The organism is Bradyrhizobium sp. cf659 (assembly GCF_900113725.1).
Taxonomy (GTDB): domain Bacteria; phylum Pseudomonadota; class Alphaproteobacteria; order Rhizobiales; family Xanthobacteraceae; genus Bradyrhizobium.
The window spans coordinates 370,516-385,884 of the sequence record NZ_FOQJ01000003.1 but is presented as its reverse complement, the minus strand read 5'-3'; the positions used below and the strand labels follow the sequence as shown (position 1 = coordinate 385,884).

Sequence of the window (15,369 nt, the reverse complement as noted above, 5' to 3'; positions counted from 1 at the left end):
CGGCGAAGCCTAGGCGAAGACGGCAAGCCCGGGCATGACGACATTCTCGTTGATGCTACCTCAGGAGCCGGGCGTCCATTTCCAGACGATGTCGGAGACGTTGACCGGCTTTGGGATCAGGCCGAGTTTGGCGAAGCGATCAGCGACCGCCTGCTGGCTCTTGACCACCTCGGCATCGAGCGGCACCACGCGATAATTGGAGCGGGCGACGAAGCGCTTGACAGCTTCGATGTCGACGCCGGTCGCCTCCGCTTGCGCCTTCGCCACGTCCTCATGGTGCGAATCCGCCCATACGCCCTCGGACGCGAAGGCCGTGTTGAGCTTCGCAACGAGCGAGGGATATTTCTCCACGAAATCGGTGCCGGCGATGTAGAAGGCGTTCGGCTTGTGGACATCCTTGTCGAAGGCGATGACGCGCGCATTCTCCTTCAGTTCGGCGAGCGCAAGATAGGGATCCCAGATCGACCAAGCGTCGACCGAGCCCTTCACGAAGGCCGCCGTCGCATCGGCCGGCGCGAGCGGCGCAGGCGTGATGTCGGACCAGGACAGGCCGGCCTTCTCGAGCGCCGCGACCAGGAGATTGTGCGCGCTCGATCCCTTGCCGAAGGCGACGCGCTTGCCCTTGAGATCGGCCAGCGAGTGAACCGGTGAATCCTTCGGCACGACGATCGCCTGGGTGTTGCCGTCCGATTTCACCGCGGCGACGTAGCGGATCTTTGCGCCGCCGGCCTGCGCGAAGATCGGCGGGGAGTCGCCGACATAGCCGAAATCGACGCTGCCGACATTGATCGCTTCCAGCAGCGGCGGACCGAACTGGAAGTCGATCCACTTGATCTCGATGCCGAGCGGCTTGAAGGCGCTTTCGAGCGTCTGGCGCTGGCGCACCGCCGGGAAGAAGCCGCCTTTCTGGGTGCCGATGCGGATTTCGGCGGGCTTGTCCTCGGCGCGTGCGGGGGCAGCCAGAGCTGTCGCGAGCAGGAGTGTCGTTGCGAGAATGTGTCGTCGGGTAATCATATCGCGGTCCTTTCAGTGGGATCAGTTGGCGAAGAGTTGCGAATGTGCGCGCCGGCTCCGCTCGGCGAACACCGCGCGCGCCGCCCGCTCGGCCTCGCGCGCCGAGCGGAACTGGCGGCCTTCGAGGCTGTCGAACAGGCGCTCGGAGGAAAAGAAGCGGAAGCCGCGCGCGTCTCTTGTGATGATGCCGGCGGCGCGGTCGTGGATTTCGATGATGTAGGCGTTGGATTGGGTTTCGAATTGGGCTTCGAACTGGGCTTGGGACATGACTGCTCATTCGCCGGGATTGCGGCGTTCCTGTCTTGGGATTTGCGATGTGACGTGCTGAGAAGGAGGCGGTCAGCAACAACAACAGGCGCCGGTGGCCGCCGAACAACAGCGCCGCGTCATGCATTCGTGCATGTCGCCTGGATTACGCTGGTGATCGGTTCTCATGTTGCGGCTTCGGCTCGAGGAGCAGTTTCGATGCTTCGAATATCGAGTGATTGGCGCGATCGGTCAATGAAATGGCTATCCATAATTACGAGCGGCGCGCTGGGCCGCTTCTCCCGCCGCAAGCGCTGACAGGCAGATTCATCTCGCGATGAGTTCAACACCGGCGAGTGGCCAGCATGATAGGCTCCGTCGGGCGCAAAACAGAAGATTGGGAGATCCCGGCATGGCAAATGATCTGAAGGGACGCACAGCGCTCGTCACCGGCGGCTCACGCGGGATCGGCGCCGCGGTCTGCCGCCGGCTGGCCGAGGCCGGCGCGGCGGTGGCGATCAACTGCCGCGAGCGGATCGGGCAGGCCGAGCAACTGGCGGGCGAGATCAACAAGCGCAGCGGCCGCGCCATCGCCGTTGCCGCCGACGTGTCGCAGCGCGAGGCCGTCGCTGCGATGGTCGCACGCGTCACGGCCGAGCTTGGCCCCATCGACATTCTCGTCAACAATGCCGGCATCGCCATCACGCGCGGCGTCGACGACCTCACCGAGGACGATTTCGACCGCACCATCCTGGTCAATCTGAAATCCGCCTTCCTGTGCACGCAGGCGGTGCTGCCGGCGATGCGCGCGAAGACATGGGGGCGCATCGTCAACATCTCCTCCGGCGCGGCCCGCGGCGCCGGCTCGATCGGCCCGCACTACAATGCGTCCAAGGCCGGCATGGAGGGGCTGACGCGCGGCTATGCTGCGCGGCTGGTGAAAGACGGCATCACCGTCAACGCAGTGGCGCCGTCGCTGATCGAGACCGACATGATGAGCGGCCAGCCCCAACTCGTCAGTCGCATCCCGCTCGGCCGCTTCGGCACCGCGGATGAGGTGGCGAAGGCGGTGATGCTGCTGGTCGACAATGCCTACATGACCGGCCAGACCATCGCGCTGAGCGGCGGGATGGCGTTTAATTGAAACGAGGTGATCAAGGCTGTTCCCTTCTCCCCTTGTGGGAGAAGGTGGCGCGTAGCGCCGGATGAGGGGTATCCATCGGCGTATTCGAATGAGATTTGGACTCGCTGATAGAGACCCCTCACCCGTCTCGCCGCTTCGCGGCGAGCCACCCTCTCCCACAGGGGGAGAGGGTAAGTGCACTACCACATCGTCGCAGCCGTAGGGTGGGCAAAGCGGAGCGTGCCCACCATTTCTATCGCGGTGTTGGACATGCGGTGGGCACGGCGCAAGTGCGCCTTTGCCCACCCTACGATTCTGGACTCGCGGAGAGAGACCCCTCACCCGTCTCGCCGCTATCGCGGCGAGCCACCCTCTCCCACAAGGGGAGAGGGTAAGAGCAGCTACCACATCGTCGCCGCGGCACGCGCCGCCCAGCTGCGATCGTACTCCTCGCCGCCGACCTTGTTCTGGCTCATCTCGGCGAGGATCTGGCCGGGCGTCGGCAAGGTCTTCGGATCAATCCGCTTGTCCGGGTTCCAGAGATCGGAGCGGACGATGGCGCGGGCGCACTGGAAGTAGATCTCGTCCACATTCATCACCATCACGCTGCGCGGCGCCTTGCCTTCGACCTTGAAGGACGCCAGCAGCTCCGGATCAATCGACAGATGCGCGCGGCCGTTGGCGCGGACCGCATTGCCGGAGCCGGGGACCAGGAACATCAGGGACACGCGCGGGTCGCGCACGATGTTGCGCAGGGAATCGACCCGGTTGTTGCCGCGGCGATCCGGCAGCATCAGCGTCTTGGGGTCGTGAATGCGGACGAAGCCGGGCAGATCGCCGCGCGGCGAGCAGTCGATGCCCTCGGGCCCGATGGTGGCGAGCGCCGCGAACGGCGCCTTCTCGATGAAGATGCGATAGAGCGGCGTGACGTGGTCGGCGACTTTCACGGTCGAGGCGTCGTTGGTGGCGCCGTAGATGGCCTCTAGCTGCTCGACCGTTTCGATCACCGACATTCTTCCACTCTCCTTTGCGCCGGCGGTTACTCGCGCCAGCCTTCGTTCCTGATCACGCGCACGAGCTGGCGGCTGTGATAATCCGCGTTGCCGGCGTTGAGGATGGTGACATCGGCCTGCGATGCTGCGTCGTCGACGCTGCGGGACAGCCGGTCCGCGATATTGCCGTCGCTGTGCCGGGCGCGAGCGGCAAGCCGCTGCGCCAGCACATCCGGCGGCGCCGTGATGGCGACCACGACGACATTGGCATAGGCCTGGCGCAGCGCGGCGATCACGGTACGCGAGACGTTGACGACGACGGCGCGGCCGGCGCGGATGTCGTCGTTGATTTCGAGCGGCAGCGCGTAGGAATGCCCATGCGCGTCCCAATGCACGGCGAAATCGCCGTGATCGATCCCGCGTCGGAATTCGTCCGGGCTCATGGCAATGTTGTCTTCAGCCGCGGAGGACTCCCGCGTCACGACGCGACGCGGAAAGACGACGTTCTGATCGTCGGTGCAGGCCGCCTGCGCCAGCCGCAGCAAGGTGTCCTTGCCGGCGCCGCTGGGACCGACCACGAGCACGAGCCGGCCAGGGCCGATCGCACCCGCCTCGCCCTGCGCCATGGTCGCGGTCTCGCTCATGCGACCCGGCCTCCTTCGCGCCAGACGCTGCGGACAACGGGCACGCTGCCCGCGATGTGCACGCGGATGAGGTCGGCGCGCCTGCCGACCGCGATCTCACCGCGGTCGGAGAGACCGACCGCCTCGGCCGGCGCTTTCGTCACGGTGCGAACAGCCGCCGGAAGGCTGATCGCGGGCACATGTTCCGGCAATTGCAGCGCAGCCATCAGAAGGCTCGATGGAATGTAGTCCGACGAGAGAATGTCGAGCAGGCCCTCGCGGGCGAGATCGACCGCAGCGATATTGCCGGAATGCGAGCCGCCGCGCACGACGTTGGGCGCGCCCATCAGGATGTCGATGCCGGCCTGATGCAGGCCGCGCGCGGCCTCCAGCGTCGTCGGGAATTCCGCCACCGAAATGCGATCGCGCACGGCGTCCGCGACATTCTCCTCGGTGGTGTCGTCGTGGCTGGCGAGCGGGATCTTGTACCGATGCGCCAGCGCCACGATCTCGCGCATGTTGGTCGCGGCATAAGCCTTCTGATACTCGAAGCGTTTTGCGAACAGCTCGTCGAGCTCGGCGTCGGTCTTGCCGCCGCCCTTGCCGCGATAATAGTCGCGCAGCTTGCCCTCGTCGCGGAACTGGCGCTGGCCGGGGGTGTGATCCATCAGCGACATCAAGCGGACGTCGGGGCGGTCGATCAGCTCCTTGGCCTCCTCGACCACGCTCGGCATCGGGATTTCGCAGCGCAGATGCAGGAAGTGGTCGGCGCGCAGCAGGTCGGCGTCGCGCGCGGTGGTGATCGCGGCGGCAAGCGTGCCGGCACGGCCGTCGACTTCCTCGGCGCCGTCCTCGCGCCAGACCCGGAGCGAGTCGAACACGGTGGTGATGCCTGACGTGGCGAGCTGGCCGTCATAGGAGACGACGGCGGCGACCGGATTCCAGAACACCTTCGGCCGCGGCACGTAATGCGCTTCGAGATGATCGGTGTGCAGCTCGATCAGGCCGGGCATGATCAGATCGCCGCCGGCATCCTCGGCGCCCGCGGGCGCCCTGCCCTCGCCGATCTCGGCGATGCGTCCATCCGCAAGAGCAAGCCAGCCCTGCTCGATCACCCGGTCGGCCAGCACGATCCTGGCGTTGGCGATCACGGTGTCCTTCGGCTTGGCGTTCATTTCCATTTCCTTCAGGCCGCGGCGGCAAAGCTGGTGACATCGACGATGCGGTCGGCAATCAGATGCCGGATTTCGTCGTCATGGACAATGGCAACCATGGCGACACCCCGGTGCTTCTTCTCGGCGATCAGCTCGACCACGACGGCGCGGTTGGCGGCATCGAGCGAAGCGGTCGGCTCGTCCAGCAGCAGGATCGGCAGATCCGAGATGAAACCGCGCGCGATGTTGACGCGCTGCTGCTCGCCACCGGAAAAGGTCGCGGGCGGAAGCTGCCAGAGCCGCTCGGGAATGTTGAGACGGTGCAGCAGGTTGGCGGCACGCTGCTGCGCCTCGGCTCGGGCCATGCCGTTCACGATCAGCGGCTCGGCGACGACGTCGATCGTGGCAACCCGCGGCACCGCGCGCAGGAACTGGCTGACATAGCCGATGGTCGCGCGGCGCACGTTGAGGACCTGCCGCGGCTCGGCGGCAGCCAGATCGATCAGCGCGCCGCGATGGCGAATGCCGATGCGGCCGGAATCGCAGCGGTAATTGCCGAAGATCATTTTCAGGATCGACGACTTGCCTGCGCCGGACGGGCCCGACAGCACGACGCATTCGCCGGGGTTCACCTGGAAGGTCACGCCGCTGACAACAGGCAGCTCGATGCCGCCCTGCAGGTGCATCGTAAAGGTCTTCTTGGCATCGGTGACGTCGATCATGGCGGTCATCAGGGGGCTCATGGCGGCAGGATCGAGGAGACGAGGAGTTGGGTATAAGGCTCGCGGGGATCGTCGAGCACCTGGTCGGTGAGACCGGTCTCGATGACGCGGCCGCCCTTCATCACCATCACGCGATGCGACAACAGCCGCGCGACCGCAAGATCGTGGGTGACGATGATGACGGCGAGATGCAGCTCGGCGACGAGGCTGCGCAACAGGTCGAGCAGGCGCGCCTGCACGGACACGTCGAGACCGCCGGTGGGCTCGTCCATGAACACCAGCCGCGGCTCGGTGACGAGGTTGCGGGCGATCTGGAGACGCTGGCGCATGCCGCCGGAATAGGTGCGCGGCGCATCGTCGATGCGCGCGACGTCGATTTCGACGCGCGTGAGCCAGTCGGACGCGGTGTCACGGATGCGGCCGTAGTGATTCCATCCCACCGCCATCAGCCGCTCGCCGACATTGGCGCCTGCCGAGACCGCCATGCGCAGCCCCTGCGCGGGATCCTGGTGCACGAAGCCCCAGTCGGTGCGGAACAGGAAGCGCCGTTCGGCCTCGCCGAGCGTGGCGAGATCGCGGCTGACGCCATCGCGCATCCGGTAGGAGACGCGCCCGCCGCTGGCTGCGAGCTGGCCGGACAGCAGCTGGAGCAACGTCGACTTGCCCGAACCGGATTCGCCGACGATCGCCAGCACCTCGCCGGAATAGAGCGAGAACGACACGTCGCGGCACGCGGCGATGCGGCCGTAGGACTTGCTGAGCGACTCCGCGACCAGCAGCGGCTCGTCGTTTTCCATCACGTCGTGATCAGCCATTTGATGTCTCCTGCGCCTTCTCCTTGTACGGCGCAGCGCTCAGGCTGCCGTGATGGCCGGCGGCCTGACGGCCCTCGCAATAATCGGTGTCGGAGCAGACGAACATGCGTCCGCCCTTGTCGTCGGTGACGATCTCGTCGAGATAGGAGTTTTCGGCCGCGCACAGCGCGCAAGGCGCATTGAAGCGGTAGGGCTCGAAGGGGTGATCCTCGAAATCGAGCGACACCACTTTCGTATAGGGCGGGATCGCATAGATGCGCTTCTCGCGGCCGGCGCCGAACAATTGCAGCGCCGGGCAATTGTCCATCTTGGGATTGTCGAATTTCGGCGTCGGCGACGGGTCCATCACGTAGCGCGCGTTCACCTTCACCGGATAGGCGTAGGCGGTCGCGATGTGGCCGAAGCGCGCGATGTCCTCATAGAGCTTCACATGCATCAGGCCGTATTCGGCGAGCGCATGCATGCGCCGCGTCTCGGTCTCGCGCGGCTCGAGGAAACGCAGCGGCTCCGGGATCGGCACCTGATAGACCAGCACCTGGTTCTCGTGCAGCGCCGCCTCGGGGATGCGGTGACGGGTCTGGATCACGGTCGCATCGTCCGTCGCCGTCGTGGTGGCGACGCCGGCGGTCTTGGCGAAGAATTTACGGATCGAGATCGCGTTGGTGGTGTCGTCGGAGCCCTGGTCGATGACCTTCAGCACGTCCTCAGGACCGAGGATCGCCGCCGTCACCTGCACGCCACCGGTGCCCCAGCCATAGGGCATCGGCATTTCGCGGCTGGCGAACGGCACCTGATAGCCGGGGATCGCGATCGCCTTCAGGATGGCGCGACGGATCATCCGCTTGGTCTGTTCGTCGAGATAGGCGAAATTGTAGGCGGGCGCGTTCATTCCGCGGCCTCTTTCATGACATCAGGCGCATTGGCCTCGGCGAACTCCTGACGCAGCTTGCGCAGCAGGCCGAGCTCGGACTGGAAGTCGACATAGTGCGGCAGCTTCAGATGCTCGACGAAGCCGGTCGCCTGGACGTTGTCCGAATGCGACATCACGAATTCTTCATCTTGCGCCGGTGCGAGGGCCTCCTCACCCAGCTCGCGGGCACGCAGCGCGCGGTCGACCAGCGCCATCGACATGGTCTTGCGCTCGCTCTGGCCGAAGGCGAGGCCATAGCCGCGGGTGAAGCACGGCGCTTCCGTCGCAGACCCCTTGAACTGGTTGACCATCTGGCACTCGGTGAGCTCGATCGAGCCGAGCGGCACGGCGAAGCCGACGTCCTCGGCGGAGAATCCGACCTCGACCTCGCCGAAGCGGATCTCGCCGGCGAAGGGATGGTTGCGACCATAGCCGCGCTGGGTGGAATAGCCCATCGCCAGCAGGAAGCCTTCGTCGCCGCGCGCGAGATTTTGCAGGCGCAGGTCGCGGTCCGCCGGGAAGTTGAGCGGCTCGCGGGTGAGATCGCCGACGCTGGCGCCGTCCTCAGCCTGCGGCGAGGATTCGATCAGCCCGTCGCGGCCCAGGATATCGGTCACGCGCGGCGTCGGGGCGGTCGAGGCTTCGGCCGTCGCCGGCGCCTCCGGCGCAAAGCCATCGGCGAGCGAGGGATCGAGCAGGCGATGCGTATAGTCGAAGGTCGGCCCGAGGATCTGACCGCCGGGAATGTCCTTGAAGGTCGAGGACACCCGCCGCTGCACCCGCATGGCGCCGGTGTCGACCGGCTCGCTGGCGCCGAAGCGCGGCAGCGTGGCGCGGAAGGCGCGGACCAGGAAGATCGCCTCGATCAGATCACCGCGCGCCTGCTTGATCGCGAGCGCCGCCAACTCGCGGTCATAAAGCGAGCCCTCGCTCATGACGCGGTCCACGGCCAGACCAAGCTGCTCCGAGATCTGGTCGAGCGTGACTTCCGGAATGCTTTGATCGCCGCGCCGCGCATTGGCGAGCAGGCGATGAGCGTTCTCGATGGCGCGCTCGCCACCTTTGACTGCGACATACATATGCCTAGCTTCCTTTGCTCACGACACGCGTTGTGCGCGGGATCGCAACCACGGCGTCATCGGCGACCAGCACCACGTCGATGCCGCGCGGAAACAGCGTCTCGTTGACACGCAGCCGCTCGAACAGGTCGGCGGGCCTGATCGACGCCCGGAGCGTCGCGACGCCATCGATGCCGGGGCCGCGCAGCTCGAAGCCCTGCCCTGCGTCAAGGCGATCGACCTGGAGGATCAATGTGGTCGACCGATCCGGGTATTCGCTGGTGCCGAGCGCGAAGCGCTCGAGCGCCGGAAGCAGGGCGCCGTCGCTGATCAGGGCAAAGCTTGCGATCGAGGAATCCTGGATGACCGGCGCGCCGGTATGGAACTTGAGCCATTTCACGACGTCGGAACTCTCCGCCATCCGCGCATCGAGCCAGAGCGGCGTATCGTGATCGAACAGCGTCAGCGCGATCGCGGCGGCGCCGCGCATCATCGGCCCGGGGGTTCCCGCCATCGGTACGATGCGCTGGACCGAGCCCGGCCGCGCCATCGCGTCCATCACCGAACGAAAGGTCGATTGCGCCGACAGCACCTTGTCGGCGAACCCCGGCGGCAGTTCCGCAATCGTGGTCATGATCTCACCCCTCACCGCGCACCATGGTGTAGAAATCAACCTTCGTCGCGGCGGTCTCGGCCGCCGCCTGCTTGCGCCGGATCGTAAGCTGCTCACGCAACGGCGCGATAACGTCCCGCTCGACCGATGCGGAAAAATCCCGCGACTGCACCAGCGCATCGCACAGCGCGATCAGGCGCGCCTTCTCACCGTTGCGTCCGAGCGTGTAGCCGAAGCCGACCTCGCCGCTCGCAAGCCGGACCGCAGCGCGCGACACCGTGGCCTCGCCGAGGTTGAATGGGGCGCCGTCGCCGCCGACCCGGCCGCGCAGCATGACGAGGCCGTTTTCCGGCGCGCGCAGGTCCTGATGGGCCGGGAGGGCGAAAGCGCGGAGGCGAGCGGCGATCTCGCCCGCCTCCGCGTGCGCCAGCACGGCCATCGCGGCCTTGCGCTGGGCTTGCTGATTGTTGTGCTGCGTCACCCGATCCACCGAACTTGCCACCGAACTTGCCGAATTCAAGTTGTCTATGATAGTAGACAACTTCATACGGAAGCGCCATGACTGTTTCGTGACAAGCGTGTGATTTTCGGGCTAGGCTGACCGGCGATATGAGCATGCAGGACACCGCCTCCACGGGCGTCGCGCTATGGCGCCTCGTTGCCGACGGCATCGAGCGCGGCATCGCCGACGGCCGCTTTGCCGCCGGCGACAAGCTGCCGGGCGAGATGGAGATCGCCGAGACCTATCGCGTCAACCGCCACACCGTGCGGCGGGCGCTGGCAGCCCTTGCCGAGCGCGGCCTGGTGCGCGCCGAACGCGGCAGCGGCACCTATGTCGAGGCGCAGCGCATCGCCTATCCGCTGCGCTCGCGCACGCGCTTCTCCGAGATCGTCGGCGCCGGCGGCCGTGAGCCGCGCGGGCAGCTGATCGAGGCGGCCGACGACGTCGCGACGCGGGAGCTGGCGCGCGAGCTGGGCTTGAAGGCCGGCGCGCCGCTGGTGCGGATCGAGGCGATACGCCTCGCCGACCGCACGCCGATCTGCGTCTCCACGACATGGCTGTCGGCGGAGTTGTTTCCGGGTGCGGGCAGCGTGTTTGCGGCAACGCGCTCGATGACGAAACTGCTCGAGCACTTCGGCGTCCGCGACTATCGCCGCGGCGCGACCCGGATCACCGCCGGCATCGTCGATGCGACCGACGCTGCGCGGCTCGATCTGCCGCTGGGACGGCCGATCCTCGTGGTCGATGCCACCGACCACGATCTCGATGGCAAGCCGCTGGTGACGAAGCATTCGCGCTTCGCCGCCGAGCGGGTGGAGTTTCTGGTCGAGAACGGCTGAGATGCAGCTCTCTTCCTCTTTCCCACAACAGGGGGAAAGAAGAGCCGAGCCTCCTACTCCTGCATCATCTCCCCGCTGCCGCCGAACTCGGCGGGGAAATCCTTCAGCTTGGGCAGGCCGTCGCGCATCGGCAGCACCGTCTCGGCGTAGTTGACGTGGACGCCGGGCGTGAATGCCAGGGTGGGGAGGGTGGCGGTGAAGACGTCGGTCAGGCCGAGCGGCGGGTGATTGGTCATGAGATGGCCGCCGCACTTCCTGCAATATTTGCGCTGGCTGAGCGGCGTCTTGGCGAAGGTCTCGACGTGCTGCGCGCCTTCGGTGATGCGCACGGCGTCGGGCTTCCACAGGCTGAAGGCGTTCACCGGTCCGCCGGACCAGGACCGGCAGGAGCCGCAATGGCAATAGCCCATCGCCTCCGGTGCACCCGTGACCTCGACCGTAACCGCGCCGCAGAAGCAGTGTCCGACATGTTTCATTTGGTCGTCTCCGTTGATGAAGGTTGGAAATCGTCTCCCCGCTCCGCTTCACCGAGATCTCGGCGAAGGCGGATGCGGGGCCGCGACGAGCTTCGCTCGCGCTGGTGGCATCGGAGTGAGGGGGAATCACCCCGAGGGTCGTTGAAGGCTGGTGTCCGGCGAGATACGCGTCTCAGTTCCGTCGCGCATCCTCCATTCGGCGGACGCGACGGAAAGAGGCGACCACTAAACTGACCGGCGCCAGGGAATAAGCATCGACACGCGTTGTTTGTACTGCCGGTATTCGTCGCCGAAGAGATCGACGAGGTCGCGCTCCTCCAGCGCGATGCCGACGAAGATGTAGAGCGTGGTCACGGCCGCGAACAGCAGATGGCCCGCGGTCATGACCGGTGCCGCCCAGAACGCGATGATGAAGCCGAGATAGATCGGATGACGGACGAACTTGTAGAGCAGCGGCGTCCTGAAACGCGGCGGCGTCGCTTCCTTGCCGACGAGATGGTTGGTCACCTGATGCAAGCCGAACAATTCGAAATGATTGATGATGAAGGTCGAGGTGAACACCAATATCCAACCCGCGAAGGACAGCGTGACCAACGTCACGGCAAGATCGGGATCCTCGACCTCCCATATGACCGCAGGCAGCGGACGCCACTGCCAGAACAGGAGGAGCAATGACAGGCTCGCGAACAGCACGTAAGTCGATCGCTCGACCGGCTTGGGGACGAACTGCGTCCACCACGCCTTGAATTGCTGGCGCGCCATCACGCTGTGTTGAACCGCGAACAGCGACATCAGCAGCAGATTGATGATGACCGCGCGAACGACGGGCGCTTCGGCTCCGGTGTCGATGGTCTTCGGCACTGCCAGCCCCATCACGAAGCCGATAGCGTAGAGAATGGTGACGAAAAACACGAGATACGCCGCAATTCCGTACAGAAAGGCGATGAACTTGAAAATGCGTGAGCCCGCAACCTCCGGGCCGATTGAATGAATCTGTTGATCAATTTGGGACATGGAAAGCTCCGTTGTGCCAAAACGCCGGCACTTCATTGGTGGCTGCACCATGCCGCATCGGTGCGTCCAAGACTTTCGCGGACGGTTGATTTTCGCCTGAGACGACTTTGATTTTTGCTTGAGACGACAGAAACGTGCGATTTTGCTTTGAAAACAACGTGCTCGACGGCGACCTGCGCGAACTGACCTGCGCCGGGGTGGCCGTGCCGTTGCAGCCCCAGGTGTTCGATCTGTTGCTTTACCTCGTCGCGCAACGGGCGCGAGTGGTCAGCAAGGATGACCTGATCAGCCAGATCTGGAGCGACCGCATCGTCTCGGATTCCGCCCTGAACAGCCGGATCAACGCCGCGCGCAAGGCGCTCGGCGACGACGGCGCGGCACAGCGGCTGATCAAGACGATCCCGCGCAAGGGCTTTCGTTTCATCGGCGACGTCCGGGAAGAAGCGGCAGCGGTGCCTGCGCCCGCCGAGCCCGTCCCTGCCCGGCCGCGCGCCGTGGCGGACCGCCCGGCGATCGCGGTGCTCGCCTTCGAGAACATGAGCGGCGATCCCGCACAGGACTATTTCGGCGACGGGATCAGCGAGGACATCCTCACCGCGCTGTCGAAGCAGCGCTGGTTCATGGTGATCGCCCGCAACTCGTCCTTCACCTACAAGGGACGCGCGGTCCACATCAGGCAGATCGCCGAGGAGCTCGGCGTCCGCTACATCGTCGAAGGCAGCGTGCGCAAGGCGAACAACCGGGTGCGCATCACCGCACAGCTCAACGACGCGACATCGGGCAGCCACCTCTGGGCGGAGCGCTATGACCGCGAGCTCGTCGACGTCTTCGCCGTGCAGGACGAGATCACCAATGCGATCGCCGCAGCGATCGAGCCGCAGATCCACGCGGCGGAGGATTTTCGTAGCCGTCGCAAGCCGCCCGCGAGCCTCGACGCCTGGGATCTGTTGATGCGCGCGCTGTCGCATTACTGGCGCGTGACGCGGCAGGATCACGAGGCCGCAAAGGCGCTGCTCGAGCGCGCGATCGGGATCGATCCGAATTACGGCCAGGCGCTGTCGTTGCTCGCGGCGAACCACATGTTCGGCGCGCATCTCGGCTGGACCGAGCTGGCCAGGGTGGCGCCGATAGCGGAAGCCGCCGCGCTGGCCGCGGTGCGCTGCGATCATGAGGATGCCTGGGCGCATGCCGGGCTCGGCAGCGTCTACTTCTCGACGCGCAGGCTTACGGACGCGCTGTCCGAGTTCGAGCAGGCGCTCGCGCTCAATCCGAACTTCTCGCTGGCGCAGGGCTATTACGCGCTGGCGCTGTCCTATGCCGGGCGGTCGAGGGAGTCGTTCGAGGCGGCGCAGAGGGCGATCCGGCTCTCACCGCGCGACCCGTCGCTGGCGATCTATCACGGCATCGCCGGCTATGCGCGCTTCACCGAGCGGCGCTATGACGAGGCCATCGCGCTCGCGCGCGAGGCGATCCGCCATCGCGGCGACCTCACCGGCGCCTATCGCGTGCTCGCCGTGTCCGCCGGCATGACCGGCGACGGGACGCTTGCGGAGATGGCGCTGGGCGAGCTCCGCCGCACCCAGCCGGGCATCTCGCTGCACTGGATCGCGACGCAACTGCCATGGGCCAGCGACGCCGATCGCGAGCACTATCTGGAAGGATTCCGGCGGGCGGGGTTGCGGTAGGAAATCGTCAGGCCCGGCTTTACGCCACGCGCTTGCGGCGCAGATGGACGATGACGTCGAGCCGCGCGATCTCGTGGCCGGGAAGCGCCTCGGGAATCCTGGTGAAGGCGAGGCCATCGGCGACGTCGACCAGCACATCCTCGCCTTCGAGGTAGAAGTGCGGATGCACGGATGTGTCGGTATCGAAGAACGACTTGATGCCGTCGGCGGCGATCCGGCGCAACAGGCCGGCTTCGGTGAACTGGTTCAGCGTATTGTAGACGGTCGCGAGCGACAGGTATGCATTTGCCGCCAGCGCCTCTTCATAGAGCCCCTCGGCGGTCACGTGGCGATGGCCGCGCAGGAACAGCAACTGGCCGAGCGCCAGGCGCTGGCGCGTCGGCCGGAGGCCCGCATCAACAAGCAATCGCAGACAGCGCTGCACGCCCTCATCCGGCTCCGGTCCGACGACGTCCGTTCCGGCGTCGTCGCCCGCGGGGATATTCGTGGCCTGCATGTCCATCGATCGTCTCACGGCTGAAAGGACCAAGGCACGCAACGCGGCGTCCGGCCAGTTGCCATTCGATCGCAGAAGCGGCGGCCTGGCTTTGATCCGGATCAAATCCGGAAGCGGTCGCCTCTGACCTATCGCAAGGCGGCCCGGTTTATTCCCGGTCAGAATGCGGGGGTATCGACGAGGTTCAGATGTCCAGGCCGGTTCCCGACAAGGCAGAGGTCGCGCTCGAATATCCCGACAAGTTCTATGTCGGCACCTTCGAGCATTCATCGCGGTTCGAGGCACGTCTCGACGGCAGCGGCGTCGCGCTGGTGCTGCAACATCCGGGGGCGGCCGACGAACGCAAATCGGTGCATCTGCACATCAATTTCGGCCTGCTCGCCGGCATCCTGCGTGAGCTCGCAAGCAGCGTCGCCGCTCTCCCCAAGGACGACATCGCGCATCGCGAGCAGCTCGCAGACGCGCTCGACGAATTGCGGCGGGCGCTGCGAACGCCCTGAAGGCTACTTCGCCTTCGCCTGTATCGGCTTCGGGGCCGGCACGGCCGCCCATTCCTTGTCGGCGCGCGGGCCGTTGAGATCGCCGGTCAGGCCGACGAGCTGGCCGGGCAGCACATCGAGGGTCTGCTGCCAGGTCTGGGTCTGGCACAGGAACCTGATCAGGCAGCCCTTGAGCTTGAGGCGGTCAGGAGATTCGCGCCACAGCGAGACCGAATAGGACTTGCCGTCCTCCGCATTGTAGATGTCGCCGGCAAACCGTCCCTCCGCCGTCGCCTGCAAGCCCATGATGAGCTGGTGGCCGAGCAGCGCGCGGGCGCGCTTGTCCGCATCAGGATTTTCCTTGTCGCGATAGGGCTGGCCGCGCTTGTCGGCCGGCTCCTTCATCCAGACGATGAAGCCGCAGATGCGCTCGCGCGACGGACCGCAGCGTTCGAGCCGGATGCGGGCGCGGCCGTCCTCGACCAGCCAGGTGCCGCTGGGATCGGTGGGCGCGGCAGCGCCGGCGCGGCCGCCGATGATCATCATCACGACGGTGATCGCGACGCGCAGCACGAAGCGGAGAAAAATGTTCATCTGCGATGCCTTTC

Annotated in this window: 19 protein-coding genes; 4 read left to right on the top strand and 15 right to left on the bottom strand. The window is 65.9% G+C overall.

Going from position 1 to position 15,369, the window contains the following annotated elements; genetic code table 11:
* Positions 1–60 precede the first annotated feature (60 nt).
* Both BM118_RS15920 and BM118_RS15915 read right to left on the bottom strand, forming a co-directional pair.
* A complete protein-coding gene (locus BM118_RS15920; RefSeq protein ID WP_092186492.1) occupies positions 61–1,014 on the bottom strand; it encodes an aliphatic sulfonate ABC transporter substrate-binding protein in 954 nt (317 codons plus the stop codon).
* Between the two features lie 21 nt (positions 1,015–1,035).
* Positions 1,036–1,281, bottom strand: coding sequence for a hypothetical protein (locus BM118_RS15915; protein WP_092186491.1), 246 nt, complete (start codon positions 1,279–1,281; stop codon positions 1,036–1,038).
* Positions 1,282–1,672: 391 nt separating this feature from the next.
* Between BM118_RS15915 and BM118_RS15905 the strand changes: the two genes are divergently transcribed.
* A complete protein-coding gene (locus BM118_RS15905) occupies positions 1,673–2,404 on the top strand; it encodes an SDR family NAD(P)-dependent oxidoreductase (RefSeq protein ID WP_092186490.1) in 732 nt (243 codons plus the stop codon).
* Between the two features lie 380 nt (positions 2,405–2,784).
* Here BM118_RS15905 and BM118_RS15895 read toward each other — a convergent pair whose 3' ends face one another.
* From BM118_RS15895 to phnG, 9 genes are read right to left on the bottom strand one after another with little or no spacing between them, the layout of a single operon-like run.
* A complete protein-coding gene (locus BM118_RS15895) occupies positions 2,785–3,396 on the bottom strand; it encodes a pyridoxamine 5'-phosphate oxidase family protein (RefSeq protein WP_092186489.1) in 612 nt (203 codons plus the stop codon).
* 26 nt (positions 3,397–3,422) lie between these two features.
* A complete protein-coding gene (gene phnN, locus BM118_RS15890; protein WP_092186488.1) occupies positions 3,423–4,019 on the bottom strand; it encodes a phosphonate metabolism protein/1,5-bisphosphokinase (PRPP-forming) PhnN in 597 nt (198 codons plus the stop codon).
* A complete protein-coding gene (locus BM118_RS15885) occupies positions 4,016–5,173 on the bottom strand; it encodes an alpha-D-ribose 1-methylphosphonate 5-triphosphate diphosphatase (protein ID WP_092186487.1) in 1,158 nt (385 codons plus the stop codon). The genes phnN and BM118_RS15885 overlap by 4 nt, the downstream gene beginning before the upstream one ends.
* Before the next feature lie 11 nt (positions 5,174–5,184).
* A complete protein-coding gene (phnL, locus tag BM118_RS15880) occupies positions 5,185–5,883 on the bottom strand; it encodes a phosphonate C-P lyase system protein PhnL (protein ID WP_177234354.1) in 699 nt (232 codons plus the stop codon).
* A gap of 8 nt (positions 5,884–5,891) precedes the next feature.
* A complete protein-coding gene (gene phnK / locus BM118_RS15875) occupies positions 5,892–6,689 on the bottom strand; it encodes a phosphonate C-P lyase system protein PhnK (RefSeq protein WP_092186485.1) in 798 nt (265 codons plus the stop codon).
* Complete coding sequence (locus BM118_RS15870; RefSeq protein WP_092186484.1) at positions 6,682–7,578, bottom strand: alpha-D-ribose 1-methylphosphonate 5-phosphate C-P-lyase PhnJ; 897 nt, start codon at positions 7,576–7,578, stop codon at positions 6,682–6,684. The genes phnK and BM118_RS15870 overlap by 8 nt, the downstream gene beginning before the upstream one ends.
* Positions 7,575–8,678 carry a carbon-phosphorus lyase complex subunit gene (locus tag BM118_RS15865; RefSeq protein WP_092186483.1) on the bottom strand — a complete coding sequence of 368 codons (1,104 nt, stop codon included), beginning with the start codon at positions 8,676–8,678 and terminating at the stop codon, positions 7,575–7,577. The genes BM118_RS15870 and BM118_RS15865 overlap by 4 nt, the downstream gene beginning before the upstream one ends.
* Before the next feature lie 4 nt (positions 8,679–8,682).
* On the bottom strand, positions 8,683–9,291 hold the full coding sequence (gene phnH / locus BM118_RS15860) for a phosphonate C-P lyase system protein PhnH (RefSeq protein WP_177234353.1): 609 nt from the start codon (positions 9,289–9,291) through the stop codon (positions 8,683–8,685).
* A 4-nt stretch (positions 9,292–9,295) separates the two neighbouring features.
* The gene (phnG, locus tag BM118_RS15855) at positions 9,296–9,760 is read right to left on the bottom strand and encodes a phosphonate C-P lyase system protein PhnG (protein ID WP_177234352.1); all 465 of its coding nucleotides are present in this window, start codon (positions 9,758–9,760) and stop codon (positions 9,296–9,298) included.
* A 119-nt stretch (positions 9,761–9,879) separates the two neighbouring features.
* Between phnG and phnF the strand changes: the two genes are divergently transcribed.
* Positions 9,880–10,611 carry a phosphonate metabolism transcriptional regulator PhnF gene (phnF, locus tag BM118_RS15850; protein WP_092186480.1) on the top strand — a complete coding sequence of 244 codons (732 nt, stop codon included), beginning with the start codon at positions 9,880–9,882 and terminating at the stop codon, positions 10,609–10,611.
* 53 nt (positions 10,612–10,664) lie between these two features.
* Here the strand turns inward: phnF and BM118_RS15845 are convergent, their stop codons facing one another.
* Positions 10,665–11,087, bottom strand: coding sequence for a GFA family protein (locus BM118_RS15845; RefSeq protein ID WP_092186479.1), 423 nt, complete (start codon positions 11,085–11,087; stop codon positions 10,665–10,667).
* Positions 11,088–11,312: 225 nt separating this feature from the next.
* Positions 11,313–12,101, bottom strand: coding sequence for a methanethiol S-methyltransferase (mddA, locus tag BM118_RS15840; RefSeq protein ID WP_092186478.1), 789 nt, complete (start codon positions 12,099–12,101; stop codon positions 11,313–11,315).
* A gap of 134 nt (positions 12,102–12,235) precedes the next feature.
* Between mddA and BM118_RS15835 the strand changes: the two genes are divergently transcribed.
* Positions 12,236–13,786 (top strand): winged helix-turn-helix domain-containing tetratricopeptide repeat protein, encoded by a 1,551-nt coding sequence (locus BM118_RS15835; RefSeq protein ID WP_092186477.1) that lies wholly within the window; start codon positions 12,236–12,238, stop codon positions 13,784–13,786.
* Between the two features lie 19 nt (positions 13,787–13,805).
* Here BM118_RS15835 and irr read toward each other — a convergent pair whose 3' ends face one another.
* Positions 13,806–14,288 (bottom strand): Fur family transcriptional regulator Irr, encoded by a 483-nt coding sequence (gene irr / locus BM118_RS15830; protein WP_092186476.1) that lies wholly within the window; start codon positions 14,286–14,288, stop codon positions 13,806–13,808.
* Positions 14,289–14,470: 182 nt separating this feature from the next.
* Here irr and BM118_RS15825 point away from each other — a divergent pair, with 182 nt between their 5' ends.
* Positions 14,471–14,782: a hypothetical protein gene (locus BM118_RS15825; RefSeq protein WP_025575224.1), complete on the top strand. Its 312-nt coding sequence runs from the start codon at positions 14,471–14,473 to the stop codon at positions 14,780–14,782.
* A 3-nt stretch (positions 14,783–14,785) separates the two neighbouring features.
* Here the strand turns inward: BM118_RS15825 and BM118_RS15820 are convergent, their stop codons facing one another.
* A complete protein-coding gene (locus BM118_RS15820; RefSeq protein ID WP_092186475.1) occupies positions 14,786–15,355 on the bottom strand; it encodes a DUF2147 domain-containing protein in 570 nt (189 codons plus the stop codon).
* Positions 15,356–15,369 lie beyond the last annotated feature (14 nt).

Bases quoted from the DNA above. Each gene is read 5' to 3' on its own strand.
- phnF (WP_092186480.1), top strand. From the start codon at position 9,880: ATGAGCATGCAGGACACCGCCTCCACGGGCGTCGCGCTATGGCGCCTC.
- BM118_RS15915 (WP_092186491.1), bottom strand. From the start codon at position 1,281: ATGTCCCAAGCCCAGTTCGAAGCCCAATTCGAAACCCAATCCAACGCC.
- BM118_RS15885 (WP_092186487.1), bottom strand. From the start codon at position 5,173: ATGAACGCCAAGCCGAAGGACACCGTGATCGCCAACGCCAGGATCGTG.
- phnL (WP_177234354.1), bottom strand. From the start codon at position 5,883: ATGACCGCCATGATCGACGTCACCGATGCCAAGAAGACCTTTACGATG.
- phnH (WP_177234353.1), bottom strand. From the start codon at position 9,291: ATGACCACGATTGCGGAACTGCCGCCGGGGTTCGCCGACAAGGTGCTG.
- BM118_RS15845 (WP_092186479.1), bottom strand. From the start codon at position 11,087: ATGAAACATGTCGGACACTGCTTCTGCGGCGCGGTTACGGTCGAGGTC.
- phnN (WP_092186488.1), bottom strand. From the start codon at position 4,019: ATGAGCGAGACCGCGACCATGGCGCAGGGCGAGGCGGGTGCGATCGGC.
- BM118_RS15865 (WP_092186483.1), bottom strand. From the start codon at position 8,678: ATGTATGTCGCAGTCAAAGGTGGCGAGCGCGCCATCGAGAACGCTCAT.
- BM118_RS15895 (WP_092186489.1), bottom strand. From the start codon at position 3,396: ATGTCGGTGATCGAAACGGTCGAGCAGCTAGAGGCCATCTACGGCGCC.
- BM118_RS15920 (WP_092186492.1), bottom strand. From the start codon at position 1,014: ATGATTACCCGACGACACATTCTCGCAACGACACTCCTGCTCGCGACA.
- BM118_RS15825 (WP_025575224.1), top strand. From the start codon at position 14,471: ATGTCCAGGCCGGTTCCCGACAAGGCAGAGGTCGCGCTCGAATATCCC.
- mddA (WP_092186478.1), bottom strand. From the start codon at position 12,101: ATGTCCCAAATTGATCAACAGATTCATTCAATCGGCCCGGAGGTTGCG.
- BM118_RS15870 (WP_092186484.1), bottom strand. From the start codon at position 7,578: ATGAACGCGCCCGCCTACAATTTCGCCTATCTCGACGAACAGACCAAG.
- irr (WP_092186476.1), bottom strand. From the start codon at position 14,288: ATGGACATGCAGGCCACGAATATCCCCGCGGGCGACGACGCCGGAACG.
- phnK (WP_092186485.1), bottom strand. From the start codon at position 6,689: ATGGCTGATCACGACGTGATGGAAAACGACGAGCCGCTGCTGGTCGCG.
- BM118_RS15820 (WP_092186475.1), bottom strand. From the start codon at position 15,355: ATGAACATTTTTCTCCGCTTCGTGCTGCGCGTCGCGATCACCGTCGTG.
- BM118_RS15905 (WP_092186490.1), top strand. From the start codon at position 1,673: ATGGCAAATGATCTGAAGGGACGCACAGCGCTCGTCACCGGCGGCTCA.